Origin of the sequence: Desulfobotulus mexicanus (genome assembly GCF_006175995.1) — a bacterium.
GTDB classification, from domain to species: Bacteria; Desulfobacterota; Desulfobacteria; order Desulfobacterales; family ASO4-4; genus Desulfobotulus; species Desulfobotulus mexicanus.
Genome location: NZ_VDMB01000041.1, coordinates 1 through 13666 on the forward strand (window position 1 = coordinate 1; position 13666 = coordinate 13666).

Here is a 13666-nt window from a genome sequence, read left to right on the forward strand (position 1 = left end):
CCKCGAAGCATCGTTTTTTGATGCGGATGGTGTTGTTCAGATAGACCTTGCACTGACGGCTCATGCGGAACAGGGATTCGATCTCCACGGTTTCAGGGATAAGCGTGCAGGCATTGAGGGAATCGAGTCTTTTCCGAAGTGGTGAGACATCCAGTGTCCCATGAATTTTCTGATGATAATCGGCAAGCCAGGCACTGAAGGCCTGGTTCAGACCCTCCAGGGTATGGGCTGGCGGCGTATCTCCATCAAGAAAGCCATCCCGGACGGTCCGGAAGAAGCGCTCCACCTTTCCCCTTCCCCTGGGTTTGCCGGGAGGCGTGTGGATGAGATGAATTCCCAGCCTGGCACATGCGGTTTTCAGGTGGAGGCTCGCATAGGAGGCTCCGTTGTCCGTATAAAAACGGATGGGTTTGCCATGCCTTCGAATGGCCTCCATCAAGGACATCATCATGATTTCTGTATCTTCCGATGTAAAAAATCCGGCGTGGACGACAAAGCGACTGGCATCGTCAATAATGGCGTGCAGATAGGTTTTTCGTTTTTTACCCTGGATTTTTACCGAGGGGCCGTGCAGGAAGTCTGCCATCCAGAGCTGGCCAAAGGCCTCATATTCAAAAGCTTTGGCAGGAAGGGGCATGATATGGGGATCCCGTTGAAGATTGGCGGTTTGGGCAAAACGATAAAGACTTGCCCTGGAAGGATTTTTTGTATCCCAGAGCTTTTCCTGAATGAGCTGCTCCAGCATACGGGAGAGGACCCATCTGGGATGCTTTTCCCGAAGCTCAAAAAGCCTGTCTTTAATCATTTTTGGGACAGATGTGTGGGTTCCCTTGTCTTTGCGTTCACTGTTCTCAAGGGCCGGCAGGCCGCCTTTACGATAGCGGTAAAGCCATTTTTTAAGGGTTTCAGGAGAAAAGGAAACAGTCTTCCCGTCCGGCTGGCGGAAGCTCTGATCCGCAAGCCGTAAAAGGGCGTTTTCAAGGGGTTCATCCAGCTCATTTCTGTGCAGAAGTGGGCTGATGATACCAAAACGCCAGACCCCGATATCCATTTTATTCCAGTTTTTCATTGAGACCTCCATGTGAAAGATTGAACATGGAGGTCTCGTACAAAATTAGCAAAAAAAACGGAATATTAGAATTGTGTTTTTGGCTATTTCGGCCAGCGTTTCGGGTAAAAGCAGTGCGAAAAATCCCGCGTAAAATGCCGCCAGAGGTGGATCGGAGCCTTGTCAGGGGATAGCCCCCAATCAGCGATCCGGCCTTTCTGATTCAGCCAGGTCAGGAAGGAATCTGAAAAAAATAAAGACTGCGGGCCGTTGGCCAGGTAAATTTCAATTCTTTGGCAATGGCAGCAAAAGTGCTTCCCGTTTTGAAGAGCTCATTGCAACGCATGATCGTGTCCCAGGAGTGGCGGATGATGGGGATCAGCGGGAAGGGCGGAAAAGAAAAGGTTTTTTGTGAACAAAATGATTTTTACAGTAATAACGCTGAATTTCAATGTTTTCGGTTGAATCGAACGGGGAGTTTCTTTTGTAGGTGCCATACCGGATAACAAGGGTGCTGTAGCATCGGCGGCAGTGAATGGTATTTTCAAGGACAAATTCTATGTTGGCGCTGGGGCCTGTTTCTGATAATGTCATTTTTTAAATAAGAGGGGTTGGGGGTTATGGTTTTTTTGTCGAAATACTCATAACACAACCCCCCCTCTTATCCCCCCCAAAGGGGGGGAGGAGGATAAAAAAAGGCATAGGGCGGTTCCTGCTGTCCGGATGTCTTTTTTATTTTGAGCCTCCGATTTTCTCAAAAAGGCTTAAATTGTGATTCTCACGGAATGTAAGCAAGCTTGAGAATTCTGGGGCAAAAAGGTGGATATTTAAGAGAGAATCTACAGCACCCAGTCTGTCCCTTACACCAAAGACACCACCAAGGAGAAAAGCCATTCTCTCAGGCCGTTTCAGGCATAGCAGCATCCCCATCATGCATCCGGTTTTCACTTCTTCCGCCAGCAGGGCGGTTTCAGGATGGGAATGGGATCTGTCATCGGGCATTTCTTCAATGAGTGTCACATAGGTATCAAAATCATGGATTCGTACTTCAAATTTCTTTTTTTTCATGTTCAGCACATGGTTTACCACAATGCGGTAAAGCCAGGTACGAAAGGCCGCCTTTGACGGGTCATACCCGCCAAGGTGGGTAAGCATCCGGATAAGAATCTCCTGGGTGATATCCTTTGCATCCTCATGGTCCATCACCATCTTGAAGGCAATATTGTAAATCCATGCCTGATGACGAAGGACAAGTTTTTCAAGGGCACCTGCATTCCCTTCCAGGCAGGCCTGAACCAGCAGCAGATCCGATGCCCCGTCCCCTTTTTCCTCTTTGAACGGGTTTTTCATTTTTTAAAATTCTCCTCTTTTTATGATGACGACCAAAAGACCTTCTGACTTCTGATACAGCAGAAATTCCCCTGTGTGACAGAAATGATATTTTTTTTGTCACAGACAGCTTTTCCAGATGTATCAGGTTAAAAGGAAGCAGAAGAATATATTTCATTCACCCCTGAAAAAGGAAACAAAGGAAAAGTTTAATGGTAAACAAAATTCTATGGTTTTCAGGTATCGTGCTTATGGTACTGACAGGATGCAGCAGTCAGAACCACAGCAGTATAAAGGAGGAAAACATGCAAACAAAAGCAGCCCCTGATGTTTCAGAAATTTCTGTCCTTGATTTGGGCAGTCATTCTGTAGTGCTGGATTCTTTATGGGAAGACCGGAGGATAGTTCTGGTATTCCTCCGTCACTATGGCTGACTCTTTGCCCGGCAGCAGGTGGCTGCCCTTATGGACATTAAAGAAGAGCTGGATACAATGGGAGTGGCGCTGGTCAGCATAGGCAGCGGAACTCCGGAAGATGCCCGCTACTTTATAGAAAAATTTTCATATCAGGGGGAAATGTATCTGGACCCGGAGCTGAATGCATATAAAGCATTTGATCTGAAACGTGGTTTCTGGCGGACACTGGGACCTTCTCCTCTGGCACGCGGGTTTAAGGCCATGAAGCAGGGTTTCCGGCAGGGCCGCAGTGCCGGAGATCTCTGGCAACAGGGAGGCCTCTTTGTCATCGGACCCGGAAACAGTCTCCTTTTTGAACACATCAACGGCATGGCAGGGGATCAGGCAGATCTTAATATTGTTCTTAGGGCTGTCTCATTGCCATAAAAACCAGCAGGTATAGACCAGCCTGCTTAATCCATGAATTATCGCATGGTTTCCAGCATAGCGGCAGCCGTAGAAGATCAGTCCGCCACAACTCAGGAAATTGCCCACAATGTTTCACAGGTATCCCAGGGGATAGATAAAATAACATAAACAGCCACAGATAACTCACAGTTTTCAGCAGAAATTGTGGAAAAAGTCCATAAAGTGGACGGCAATGCGGAACAGCTTTCTAAAAACAGTATCATGGTCAGGGAAGGCTCGGAAAATCTTGCAGGACTGGCATCGGATCTTAAGAGCCTGGTGGGCAAGTTCAAAATATGAGCAACATTTTTAAACAGTAAAAGGGTGCCATGGCACCCTTTTACGCAAAGATTATTTAAACCTCACTGTCATTTGCTAACTATTCTTTTTACTGCGCATTTCCGCAAGATCCTTTTCAAAAACGTCCTCGTCAAGACTGTTACCTTCCCGCATGATCAAAAGAGCCAGCTTATGCATATAACGTCGTCTCTCTTCGGAGTTTCTTCCAGGATAATTTCTGAAGGTCATAACAACACCGGCAAGGGATGCAAAGAATGCGTGGGAAAAAAAGCGGATGTTTTCAGCCCCTCCAGCCCTTTTAACCATCTCATCAAACATTTTTAGAAAGTAACGCTGTACAGCATTGAACTTTTTCAAGGCGCGCGTATTAACTTCACCCCGAATCATAAAATGGCACATCATCTGAAAGGTTGCTTCATTGTCGATGAGATAATCCACAACAGCCACGGCCAGATCCTCAATGGTACCATCATTGGTCAGGCGCTGTTCCAGAAGCCCCTCAATGGAATTGATATCCTGGATCAGAGCTTCAACAAAAAGATCATCCCGGCTTGGAAAATAACGATATATGGAAGCAGCAGAAACACCCGCTTCTGCCGCAATATCCCTCATTCCTATATCATGAAAGGATTTTTCCTCAAAGAGCTTCATCGCAGCATTAATAATGAGACTTTTGCGTACTTCACGCTCATCTTCCCTCAGCTTCATGAATGTGGATCGATCCGACATTCCCTCTAACCTCCTCTAATCTACGTTTTACTGCATGGGACGGATATCGTCCTTACAGTTGCGTGTCTGATGCAATAAAGCAGACCAAATTCTTCTTGAAAAAGAATGTTCAGTCTTCTTTTTCTTTGTCCATGTTTTTTTTCTGAACATCCGCAAGAGCCATATAAAAAGCACCCACAGCAAGTTCTGCGCAATGCAATTCATGCTCCGGAAGTGTACCAAGGTAAGCAATAACAGTTTCCGGAAGAATCTGCCATGCCGTATCCAGAGATTTACCTTCTGTCATACGGGAAATTGTTGCTGCACAGGCATTGGTATTGATACAACCATCTATCTGGTAGGAAACAAACTGCAGGCGGTCTTTTTCCAGGGTAAGAAAAAATTCTATTGTGTCTCCACAGTCCCCCATCTTTTTACCATATCCATCGGGATGGGAAATTTTCTCCTGCCTTTCATTGCTAAAGGCCATTTCAAGATATTGCTCAGAATGTGACTGCCAGAAATCCTTATCTTCTTCCATTCCGAAACCTCCAAACTTTATGAATATACAGGAATGAAAATTTTCTTTCCAGTATTTTTACAAAACCATGTTTATTTTTATAAAAAAACATTTTCTTTCAGGATTCAGGCCTCTCTAAGATACTTAACAGAGAATTGCCTGAGCTCAAACGCAAAATCTCAAAACCACATTTCTGATAAAACAAGGGATTGAATACAAAGGGAAGTTAAATCATAATCATATTCCTCCCTCAGATGAAGAGGGGGACAAAAGGTATCTTTATTTCAGAAAATGGCCTTAAAGTCTATGGATCGTCTACTGTCCAGAAAAATCCGTTGAACATGAGTTGCGCATCCATTTTTCCAGTGTAGCCACAAGAGTATCTGGCATAACCGGCTTGGCCAGATAATCATCCATTCCCGATGCCAGACAATTTTTCCGGTCTTCCACCGTCGCATTGGCTGTAAGGGCTATGACAGGCACATGCATGTTAAGAATACCCGCTTCACGGGAACGCAAAGCACGGGTTGCCTCCAGTCCATCCATAACGGGCATACGCATATCCATCAATACCGCATCATAGGCCTTTTCCCGAAGCTGCTCCAGCCCCTTGCTGCCATCTTCCGCAATATCTACAATAAAGCCTTTGCGCTCAAGGATTTTCATCACAACAATGCGGTTGACAGCCTGATCTTCAACCACAAGAATCCGGGGCTTTCCTTCCTCTCCGGCTGAATCTTCCTGTACAGAAGGAATCTTTGATAAAATATTTCTGGACAATTCCATAAAAGAGGACCGCAGCAGAGGACGCTGCCATATCCATGGCCCGTTTCCGGTTCCGTCAACATCAATGCGGGGAGTACCGCATAATGTTTCCAGAGCAGAATCCGTAATCCAGAATGCTACAGGCTGACTCCGATCCTGAGGATCAGACACAGCACTGCCACCTGCAAGGGTAATCCAGTCTGCCACAAGATTCGCTTCTTCCGGGTCATTCAGAGAAATACCAACCTTTTTTCCTTCCAGCATACCATGCCACTCCGGAAGACTATCCACTGCCTGTGATGCCATGGGAAAAGGAATTTCAATGGTAAAAGAACTACCGCCTCCTGGACGGTTTTCCACATGTATGTGGCCTTTCATCTGTATGACAAGTTTTCTGCAAATGGCAAGTCCAAGCCCGGTTCCACCATGTTTTCTGGTAGTGGCACTGTCAGCCTGGAAAAAAGGCTTGAAAATCATCTGCTTCTGATGGTCGGGAACGCCATGTCCCCTGTCTTTTATTGTCACCTTCAGAATAAAAGTTTCTGTGGAAGCCTGAAACCCATCCGCCCGAAGAACAACCTCGCCAGCCTCCGTAAATTTAACGGCATTACCCAAAAGGATTTTAAGAACCTGACACATTCGGTCGCCATCTCCCAGCAGACGGGCAGGAAGATGCCTTACCGGAAAAAACTTTAAATGTATATTTTTTTTACGGGCAGTGGAACTGAAATCATTCAGTACGGATATACAGATTCCTTCAGGATCAAAGGGTATGGCATCCATGCGGACACCTCCTGATTCCAGAATGGTGTAGTCCAGAAGGTCATCAATTATCCCCAGAAGGTGATCTCCGCTGCTGCGGATAATTTCCAGCATTTCCTTCTGTTCTCTTCCATTACAGGCATCATTCAGCAATTCTGCCATTCCGAGAATCCCATTCATGGGTGTTCGGATTTCATGGCTCATGTTAGCCAGAAAAACACTTTTGGCACGGCTTGCCTCTTCTGCACGGCAGGCCAGCTCCCGGGTGGCTTCCATGGTTTCCTTCAGTTCAGCGTTGGCTTTTTCCAGTTCCTTTGTCCGGCTGGCAACCCTTGCTTCCAGTTCTTCGTTATTTTTTTCCAGGCTGCGGCGAATCTGCATATTTTCCTGCAGGGCCAACTGAAGCTTACGGTTAAGTTCCTGAAGAGCATGGCAATCCCTGTAAGCCCGGAGAGCCATCACTACAGAACTTATAAAGCGCTGGGAAGTCAGATCGCTTTTGGACTGATAATCGTTAATACCATAATCGGAAACAACCACAGATTCCGGAGCCATTCCCGGCTGCCCTGTCCGTAGAAGGATCTGCAGGCAGGTGTTTTTCCTCTGATTACGAATGAGAGATACCAGATCCAGACCTGCGGACTCACTCTCCATAACCACATCCAGCACCAGAACCGCCACCTCTTCATGGCTGTCCAGAACATCCAGAGCCTGATGCGAAGAAGAGGCCTCAAGAATCTGCATAGACCTTCCATCATAGACATGACTGCCCAATACCATCCGTGTCAGCCGATGCACCTCAGGATCATCATCTGCAACCAGTATTTTCCACGGGGGCTGCTGCCTGCTTTTTTCAGAATCGGCCCCATTATCAGGGAATTCCGGTTGGAAAAAATCCATTTTATCTCCGGAAGTATTCTCATTCATGGAAAAGCTCCTTTTTTATACAGCCATAGGGCAGGTCAGTTATCCCTGTGCCAGCGGAACAGAGCAGCACCGGTTGTCATCAGAATAAAAGAAATCAGCAACAGTGCCAGCATATGGGGATACACTTCTGAAAAACCGGCACCTTCATTCATGACTTTGCGGGCTCCTGTGATGAGATGGGTCATGGGCAGAAACTCTGAAAGCTGTTTTACCCATCCTTCTGCTCCTTCAAGGGAAAACCAGACCTCGGAAAGAAACATCATGGGCCATGCCATGAGGTTCAGTACCCCCTCTGCAAATTCTTCACTTTCCGTTCTGGAAGCCACAATAACCGCAAGGCTCACCATGGCAAAGCCACCAAGGGCAAAAATCAGAAAAAGAGCCGGAAGGGAACCCCGGATCTGAAAACCATAAAGCAAATGACAGATGCCAAGGACAATGGCTGAATTTACAAGAATCAGAAAGAGCCTTGAGATTACCTGTGCCGTAAGAAATTCCCAGGGACGCAGAGGAGTTACACTCATGCGTTTTAAAACACCCGTCTTTCGATATCGGACAATAATATACCCCACACCAAAAAGGGAGCCGAACATTACATTCATACCTAAAATACCGGGAAAAAGCCACTCCACATAGGCAAGACTTTCCCCTGTGACTATGCTTCTTGAAAAACCCTGTGCATGAAGGTGGTCCGCTGCTATGAGAAAGCGCTCCGCCGCATACCCGCCGGGAGAGCCTTCCGCAACCCAGTAACGGCCATCACCGGGATGCACCAGAAGATCAATTCTCTGTCTTTCCAGAGAAGAAAGGCCCTCCTCCAGTGTTTCAAAATAAATCAGATCCAGATGACGGCTTTCCATGAACCTGTCAAGGCTGCCCTGAACTTCAACCATGGCAGGGCTTTCAATAATTCCTACCTTGGCAAAATTTTTACCATCTTCTGAAAAAAGAAAACTGAATCCCAGAATAATCAGAAGGGGAAAAAGAAAGTTCCATCCCAGTCCGGTTTTATCCCTGTAAAATTCACGGATTCTTGCCCTTGCTATGATAAAGATACGTCGGATCATCGTCTTTCCTTAAGGACGCAGCTCCCTGCCCGTCAGTTCTATAAAAAGATCTTCCAGGTTATAAGCACGGACCAGTAGTCTGTTCATATCCGCACCCATGGCAACCAGTGCTTTCAGAGTTTCTCCTGGATGATCTGTGTGGATGGCAATTCCGGCCTCGCTTCTGCGCAAGGTCCATGGAAAATCATCGGGAATACGGTCTTTAAGGGCATCTGTGGCCAGCGTAATCACCGTTCCGTCCCCATATGTTTTAAGCAGCTCCTGCGGAGTTCCCATGGCAATGATGCGGCCTGCATCCACAATGGCAATTACATCACAGAGAATTTCAGCTTCTTCCATATAATGGGTGGTGAGGACAAGGGTTTTGCCGGATCGCTTGATACCGCCAACAATATCCCACAAATGCCGTCTGGCCTGGGGATCCAGCCCTGTGGTGGGTTCATCTAGAAAAATCAGATCCGGATCATTGGCAAGGGCCATGGCCAGAAGCAGCCTTTGTTTCTGACCTCCGGATATTTTTGCATTATCCTTATCCAGAATATCCTGAAGCTGACAGATCCTGATAAGTTCATCCAGCGGAGCTCTGCGATGATAAAGACTCCTGAAGACTTCAAGGGTTTCCAGAACGGTCTGGAGCAAAAGCAGCTCCGTACTCTGAAGCTGAATCCCAACCTCTTCCCGAAAGGCCCTGCCCCTGGGTCTGCCCTTGTATAGGATTTCTCCGGATGTGGGAGTTAAAATACCCTCTATCATTTCTATGGTGGTTGTTTTTCCGGCACCATTGGGACCCAGAAGACCGAAGCAAATTCCTGAAGGAATGCTAAAATCAATACCCCGGACAGCCTCAACTGAACCAAAATTCTTGACCAGATTACGGACCTCAAGCACGGGAGAACTCATGGGCTTTCCTCCAGAATCAGGCAATGGAGCCTGTAGAGCGCAAAGGCTGCAAAAAGATGCTGGTTTGCATTCCTGTCTCCCGTATCCTCTTTGAAAACCCAGGTATCTGTACCGGATGCTGATGAAAGACCCACACAGACCATACCAACTGGTTTTTCATCACTGCCGCCGGAAGGCCCTGCAATACCTGTTGTGGAAAGTCCGTAATCTGCCATTCCCGCAAGCCTTGCTCCCAGAGCCATTTCACCGGCAACAGCCTCGCTCACGGCACCGTGCTTTTCAAGGGTTTTGGGCCGAACACCCAGGAGCTTCACCTTGGCTTCGTTGGCATAGGTAACTGCAGAAAGTTTAAAATAAGCAGAACTTCCGGCAAGGGAGGTAAAAAGAAAAGCCATCAGGCCACCGGTACAGCTTTCTCCGAAGGCAAGGGTCTTTTTATCACGGATTAAAAGGTGGGAAATTTCACGGGCAAGTCGATCCGCATCCCGGGGTAAAAGATTCAAACAGGCTCCTGTCATTGTAATTGTTCAGCACAATTTTATAAGTATCATACCTGTAAGACAGATGCACAGGCACCCAAGCTATTTGCCTGTGACGCAATCTTATTCGGAAGCTTTTTGCCCTGTGCGGAACCGGCAAAAACTCGCCGCCACAGGCAGGATGAGCTTTTTGATTACCATAGCAGGCTTGAACACGCTGCCTTTATGTCGGCTCAGACAGTTTGCCGCTTCTTTCGCACAGGCCTGCAAAGCTTTGATCCGAAACGATTGCAACGTCACGTGCAAATAGCCAAGGTGCCTTGCAACGGTACGAAGCTGCAAAAATTACAGCATTGGAATTTTCTGAATAAAATGTGCTGAACAGTTCCTGTCATTTTATGTCATTTCCACAGAACATCCCCAAGACCTGAAGAACGACGAACACTGCGCTCTGTTCCCTGTATGAGGATATCCATTCTGCCCGCAAGGATGACTTCCTTTCTGGCCCTTGTTACGGCGGTATAGAGTATTTCACGGCTTAAGACCTGTACATCCCGATCCGGCAGAACAATGAGCACACTGTCTGATTCAGAGCCCTGACTTTTATGCACGGTCATGGCAAAGACCGTTTCCAGCTCAGGCAGCCTGAGGGGGTTAAAGGACCTGAACCCGCCGTCTTCCGAAGGAAAATATACGACCATCTCCCCACTTTGCCCATCTTCCAGTGTTATACCCACATCGCCATTGTAAAGCCCGCTTGCAGGATCATTGCGCAGAACAATCACGGGTCTGCCTCTGTACCATGGTCCTGAAAGCCGAAGCAATCCCTCTTTTTCAAGGATACTTTCCACAAGGCTGTTGATGCCATGCACACCAAATGGCCCTTCCTTCAGTACACAGAGAATACGGAAACGATCAAGAATCGCAAAGGCATCCTCCGGAGTGGAGGCTTTCATCAACTCCGAAAAACCAAGGATAATATAATCACCGAGTGCAGGTGTCAGCTCCGCTGCCGTCATAACAGGGCACCAGAGAACATTACTATCCTCTCCCTGCTCAAGCATGGCTGCCACATCTGTCCCCTGCCCCTCATTCAGACTTCGGGCAAGCCTGCCGATGCCACCGGCACTGTCAAAGCGCCAGCTTCGTGTCAGCTCCACAACGCAGTCCGCCATGGCAGAAATTCCTGCATGTCCGGTAAAGAAGTCAGTTTTTCCAAATATTTTATCAAAGTTCCGGATAAAATCTTCGGATTTTTCCAGTGAAGCTCCCTTACAGATTTCCCCCAGTACAGAGCCGGGCATGACACTGGCAAGCTGAAAGCGATCTCCAAGTAGAATCAGCCTGGCTCCGGGTTTTAAGGCATCCATGAGTTTTGCCATGAGAAAAAGATCCACCATGGAGACCTCATCCACCACCACAATATCCGCAGACAGGGGATTATCTTTATGGTGCCTGGGTTTTCTGCCATGGGCCAGACCTAAAAGCCGGTGAAGGGTGGATGCGGTTTCGGGTATGGCATCGAAGACCTCCCTTTCCATGGCACCCAGAGCAGCTTTTCCTGCTACCATGGATTCTCCCAGACGCCCTGCGGCTTTTCCCGTTGGTGCTGTCAGCACCAACACTGGTAAAGTTTCTGCCAGTGTACAGAGGCTTGCCAGCAGACGACATACGGTGGTGGTTTTACCCGTTCCCGGACCGCCCACAATTACACAGAGGGATTTCCCGGCTGCAGCAAAGGCCGCAACCTTCTGCATACTGATATTATCGTTTTCCTGTTCAGGAAAAAAATAATCCAGCACTTTCTTTAAGGCAGCCGTATCCTGAATATGAAATTCTTCCCCTGCCCTTTTCAAGATGCCCCCGGCCACCATTGTTTCTGCCCGAAAATAGCGGCGCAGATAGAGGCGGTTTCCCATGAGCATGAGGGGTCGGACATCCTCCAGCCTTTCTCCCACAAGGGATGATGCCACAATCTCCCTGCGCCATGAATCCAGCCCGCCTTCAACACCCGCCATACGGCTCACCCTGGGCCAGAGACCATCCCGGCCCGCAAGATCCAGACAGACATGGCCCTCACGGGTTCGTGCAGATAAAATTTTAACGGCAAGGTTCAGAACAGTAGGCATTTTAGGGTCCATGCGCTGAAAAAGTGCGGCAAGATGATCATCCAGAGGCTGAAGGCGGAACAGAGAGGAGAACTCAGGGCTGCTGTTTTCAGAATCCTCACCCAGGCTTTCAGAGGTTTTCAAGGCCCTTACTCCTTATCTTATGGGTTTGTAATTATTCAGTACATTTTTCTAAGGACCGTAACTGTAAGTCAGATGCACAGACACCCAGGCCATTTTCCCGTGACGAAAGGATTGCAAGGTCACTTGCAAACAGCCAGCGTGCCTTAGGGGTGTGGATATCTTTTGGTGCTATGAAGAAAACTTCAGAAAAAGATTTTTTCCAGATCCGACAGATTTGCTGCAAAATAATCAGCCCCTGCCTTTTCCAGCTCTCTCCTGCTACCGTATCCGAAACCCACACCCAATGATGCTATACCGTTTTTACGGGCTCCTATCACATCATGCTCCCTGTCACCGATCATGAGGGTTTTCTCTTTCTCGATATCGTGGCGATTAAAAATATGGCGGATCACAGAGGCTTTTTCACATCGACTGCCATCCAGCTCACTGCCCACAACTTCTTCAAAGTAGCTAGAAAGTCCGAAGGTGTCCGTAATGGTTTTTGCAAAAACCGTGGGCTTGGATGTGGCCACAAAGAGCTTTTTTTTCTTCTGTACAAGGCGGCTCAGAATGTTGTCTATGCCATCAAAACGCAGATTTTCAAAAATCCCCCTGTCACTAAAATATTCCCTGTAATACACAATGGCTTCCATGGCCTTCTCTTCATTGAAAGCATAGTGTGCCATAAACGAGTGTTTCAGGGGCGGACCTATAAAATGGATCAGATCATTCAGATTTTCTTCGATTATGCCCATTTTATTGAGGGCATACTGCACGGACCTGGTAATCCCCTCTTTGGGATCGGTGAGGGTTCCGTCCAGATCAAAAAGAAAGACATCAAACTTTTCACATAAGTGCATGATTATTCCATAAAAAATATAAATGCAGAAAAGGCTTAAAAATATACCCTCTGCAACGGGTTTTCAGATTGTTTCTTTTGCTTCCGGGCGAAAGATAAGGTCAAATCTATTCTTCGAAACCAATGGCCTGAACCTCTTCCGCCTCGGAACTGTCATCAAAAACAGCCCTGCGGATTATTTTATCGGCAATTTCATTGAGGTGAGCTGTCAGTTCCTTATCCAGAGCCAGAAACTGGGGCCAGAGGGTTTCTTCCACAAAGGTTTTTGAAACCATGACCATAACAGTTGTATATCTCTGCCTGAAACGTCGGTAGGGTTTCAGGTCATAACGCCTCAGCAGGGCCAGAAATATTCTTCTGGACCATATGTTCTGCATGGAAAATTTATATTCAACGGGCGGGTCCACCTTTTTTATCTGATCAAGTCTGTCTTTGATTTTCTGCAGGGCGTTTTCTGCAGCCTGTTTTTCTCCGGGGGTTGTGGCCCCTGAATGCAGAGCTTCAATTAGTTTCATTTTTTCGATAAGTTTTTCAGAGTCATCCATTGGAATACAAAACCTTTATAATTAGGAGTTACGCAGTTGATGTTTTTACCGGTTCCATTTAAGGTTTAAAGATTATGAATCCACCAAAATTTTCTGAATATGATTACATGGCTTTTTTGACAGCAAGTCCCAAAATTTTTACCTGCACAGAGGTTGAGAGAGTTTTACAGGAGCAAAAAAATGCTCCTGCGCATGATTCCATCAATCGACTTCTTCACAGGCTTACGCCTTCAGCATCGGCTCTTCGTAATGAAGCAATTCAGCACGTTATTTTGAAAAAGRGTGTGCTGGTTCTTGACGACTCAACACTGGACAAACTGTACGCTCAMCATATTGAGCTGGTATCCAGGCATTGGTCAGGAA

General features: G+C 47.1%; 13 protein-coding genes and 1 pseudogene. 3 read left to right on the forward strand and 11 right to left on the reverse strand.

All coding sequences use genetic code 11. From position 1 onward, the window contains the following. Positions 1–1069, reverse strand: a 1069-nt coding sequence (locus FIM25_RS16180) for a DDE-type integrase/transposase/recombinase (protein ID WP_179953464.1), incomplete at its 3' end; no start/stop codon positions are given. A gap of 711 nt (positions 1070–1780) precedes the next feature. Beyond that, the gene (locus tag FIM25_RS16190) at positions 1781–2398 is read right to left on the reverse strand and encodes an RNA polymerase sigma factor (protein ID WP_139450898.1); all 618 of its coding nucleotides are present in this window, start codon (positions 2396–2398) and stop codon (positions 1781–1783) included. Between the two features lie 191 nt (positions 2399–2589). Here FIM25_RS16190 and FIM25_RS17740 point away from each other — a divergent pair, with 191 nt between their 5' ends. Beyond that, positions 2590–3219 (forward strand): peroxiredoxin-like family protein, encoded by a 630-nt coding sequence (locus tag FIM25_RS17740; protein WP_281279345.1) that lies wholly within the window; start codon positions 2590–2592, stop codon positions 3217–3219. Between the two features lie 186 nt (positions 3220–3405). Further along, positions 3406–3540, forward strand: a complete 135-nt coding sequence (locus FIM25_RS17745; protein ID WP_281279346.1) for a hypothetical protein — start codon at positions 3406–3408, stop codon at positions 3538–3540. A gap of 75 nt (positions 3541–3615) precedes the next feature. On the opposite strand, the gene FIM25_RS16200 is transcribed toward FIM25_RS17745, so the two are convergent. From FIM25_RS16200 to FIM25_RS16240, 9 genes are all read right to left on the reverse strand, one after another. Further along, complete coding sequence (locus FIM25_RS16200) at positions 3616–4269, reverse strand: TetR/AcrR family transcriptional regulator (RefSeq protein ID WP_139450900.1); 654 nt, start codon at positions 4267–4269, stop codon at positions 3616–3618. 109 nt (positions 4270–4378) lie between these two features. Beyond that, positions 4379–4789, reverse strand: coding sequence for an iron-sulfur cluster assembly scaffold protein (locus FIM25_RS16205; RefSeq protein ID WP_139450901.1), 411 nt, complete (start codon positions 4787–4789; stop codon positions 4379–4381). 294 nt (positions 4790–5083) lie between these two features. Then, entirely contained in the window at positions 5084–7222 is a 2139-nt protein-coding gene (locus FIM25_RS16210) for a response regulator (protein WP_139450902.1), read from the reverse strand. Between the two features lie 35 nt (positions 7223–7257). Continuing rightward, positions 7258–8289 (reverse strand): ABC transporter permease, encoded by a 1032-nt coding sequence (locus FIM25_RS16215; protein ID WP_139450903.1) that lies wholly within the window; start codon positions 8287–8289, stop codon positions 7258–7260. Between the two features lie 9 nt (positions 8290–8298). Continuing rightward, positions 8299–9189: an ABC transporter ATP-binding protein gene (locus FIM25_RS16220; protein ID WP_139450904.1), complete on the reverse strand. Its 891-nt coding sequence runs from the start codon at positions 9187–9189 to the stop codon at positions 8299–8301. Continuing rightward, positions 9186–9692 carry a CinA family protein gene (locus FIM25_RS16225; RefSeq protein WP_179953465.1) on the reverse strand — a complete coding sequence of 169 codons (507 nt, stop codon included), beginning with the start codon at positions 9690–9692 and terminating at the stop codon, positions 9186–9188. The genes FIM25_RS16220 and FIM25_RS16225 overlap by 4 nt, the downstream gene beginning before the upstream one ends. Positions 9693–10069: 377 nt before the next feature. Beyond that, positions 10070–11920: an exodeoxyribonuclease V subunit alpha gene (gene recD / locus FIM25_RS16230; RefSeq protein WP_139450906.1), complete on the reverse strand. Its 1851-nt coding sequence runs from the start codon at positions 11918–11920 to the stop codon at positions 10070–10072. Between the two features lie 182 nt (positions 11921–12102). Then, positions 12103–12759, reverse strand: coding sequence for an HAD family hydrolase (locus FIM25_RS16235; protein ID WP_139450907.1), 657 nt, complete (start codon positions 12757–12759; stop codon positions 12103–12105). A gap of 106 nt (positions 12760–12865) precedes the next feature. Then, positions 12866–13303 (reverse strand): hypothetical protein, encoded by a 438-nt coding sequence (locus tag FIM25_RS16240; RefSeq protein WP_179953466.1) that lies wholly within the window; start codon positions 13301–13303, stop codon positions 12866–12868. 74 nt (positions 13304–13377) lie between these two features. Between FIM25_RS16240 and FIM25_RS17410 the strand changes: the two are divergent. Then, a pseudogene (locus FIM25_RS17410) lies at positions 13378–13666 on the forward strand (IS701 family transposase); the annotation flags it as partial.